Consider the following 1873-nt stretch of genomic DNA (forward strand, 5'->3'; position numbering starts at 1 on the left):
CCCAGTCCGGCGGCCAGTTGCTGTTCCACCTTGTCAGCCGTCTCTACGAGCAGACCTCGGTCATCGTCACCACCAACCTCGCTTTTGGTGAATGGCCCAGCGTCTTTGGGGACGCCAAGATGACCACCGCCTTGCTCGACCGCCTCACTCACCACTGCGACATCGTCGAGACCGGCAACGACAGTTGGCGATTCAAGAACCGCGCCTGAACGCCTTACAAGAGGGGTCCCTTTTGCGCGCCGATCTGGGGTCCCCATTCAATGCCGATTGACACGCGATGTGGGCGCGCGCCGTGGTCGACGTCTTGTCCATGGTCCAGCGCGAGGTGACGAAGGCGGCGACCCCGCCCGGCTTCAGCCGCTCGACGGAGCGCGCGATGAAGTAGTCGTGCAGGGACAGGCCGAGCTTGCCGCTCGGGTCGTCGGCCCGCACCGTGCGGTCCGAGAAGGGCGGGTTGCCGATCGCCAGGTCGAAAGTTTCGGCCAGCCGCGCCTTGGTGAAGTCCTCGGCCCGGATCCAGGCGTCGGGGAACAGGCGCTGGGCGATGCGGGCGGTGATCGGGTCCGCCTCGATCCCCGTCAGGCTGGTCCTCCTGGTCAGGGCTTCCGGGAGGAGGGACAGGAACAGGCCGCTGCCGCAGCCGGGCTCCAGGACGGAACCGCCGGCGAAGCCCATGCGGGTCAGCGCCGCCCACATCGCGCGCACCATGAACTCGGGGGTGTAATGGGCATACTGCGTCGCCCGCATGAGCCCGGCGAGTTCGGCCGGGCTGACCATGTGCTCCAGCTCGGTGCCCATCTCCTCCCAGCCGGGGCGGAACGCCTCGCCCGCGCGGCGGAACAGGGTGTTGGCCAGTTCGGACGCGCCGAACCCTGTGAACCTTGCCAGCCGGGCCTGCTCCTCGGCAGTGGCCGGCCGGTCCTCGTCCTCGATCTCCCGCAGCAGCCGGATGGCGGCCAGGTTGTCCGCCGCCCTGCCCTTCCAGGTCGAAGCCAGCGCCCGGTCGCCGGTCAGGCGGTAGTTCCGTGCCACGGGCGCCTTGGACGCGGGTGGCAGGATGGGAGTCTGTTTCTCCGGGACCGGCACCTGCTCGCGGAGTGAGCTCTGGCCGCCGAGCGGAACAGAAAGCGCGGTGCTGTCGAACAGCGAGAACTGCAGCAGGCTGGAGCGGTGGGCCTTGCTCATGGGGGGAGCCTCGTGCGCAGCGCCCGGCGCCCGGCTGCCGGGGGCAGCCAGGGGGCCGAGGACGGAATGGAAGGGAGGGCGTGCGAGCGCACGCCGGCCCGCTCAGGGTCGACGTGCGCTCAGGGTCGTGCTGGGGGCTTGGGCGGGACCGCGATCAGCGGCCGGCGTGCTGCTCGATCAGCGCTCGCTCGATCGGGTCGACCAGGGCCAGGGCCTGCAAGTGCAGCGGCGAGCCGCGCCGGGCCTGCTCGGCGATGTGCGTCCAGGCGTCGCCGTCGTCGAGGAAGGTGCCTTCACCCTCCTGCGGGTCGTCGAGCCGCTGCAGCTCCACCCGCCGTCGTCCGGCATTGTCGGTGCCGCAGCCGGCGATCATCCATCCCTCACGCCGGGCGGCCGCGGTATCGAACGGTGTGGACTCTACTGACGGTGCCATCATCACTGCTGTCGTCACCGGGCTCTCCTCTGCTTTCGCTTGACCCCTCCCCAGCAGGCAGCGCGGGCGGCCCGGCACCATGGCCGGCGAGCGGCCCTGCCCGGTGCGGGACGCGGCCCGTCAGGGCTGCGGCCTAGCCGGGCTGGGTTGCGATGGCGGCGATGGAGCGCAGCGGTGACGGGACAGCGGCGATGCCAAGCCCTCTCTCTGTCCTGTCTCTTGATCACATCTACGCACAGCCCCACCGTAAGGCGA

3 protein-coding genes are annotated in these 1873 nt (G+C 70.2%); 1 reads left to right on the forward strand and 2 read right to left on the reverse strand.

Annotated elements, in window-relative coordinates:
* Positions 1 to 209: ATP-binding protein (locus ROTAS13_RS23900; protein ID WP_171979005.1), on the forward strand; the 209-nt coding region annotated here is incomplete at its 5' end.
* Here ROTAS13_RS23900 and ROTAS13_RS23905 read toward each other — a convergent pair.
* Complete coding sequence (locus ROTAS13_RS23905; RefSeq protein ID WP_075823612.1) at positions 193 to 1185, reverse strand: class I SAM-dependent methyltransferase; 993 nt, start codon at positions 1183 to 1185, stop codon at positions 193 to 195. The genes ROTAS13_RS23900 and ROTAS13_RS23905 overlap by 17 nt on opposite strands.
* 154 nt (positions 1186 to 1339) lie before the next feature.
* The gene (locus ROTAS13_RS23910; protein WP_139323549.1) at positions 1340 to 1636 is read right to left on the reverse strand and encodes a hypothetical protein; all 297 of its coding nucleotides are present in this window, start codon (positions 1634 to 1636) and stop codon (positions 1340 to 1342) included.
* Positions 1637 to 1873: the final 237 nt, after the last annotated feature.

The organism is Roseomonas sp. TAS13, from assembly GCF_001950415.1.
Lineage (GTDB): Bacteria > Pseudomonadota > Alphaproteobacteria > Acetobacterales > Acetobacteraceae > Roseomonas > Roseomonas mucosa.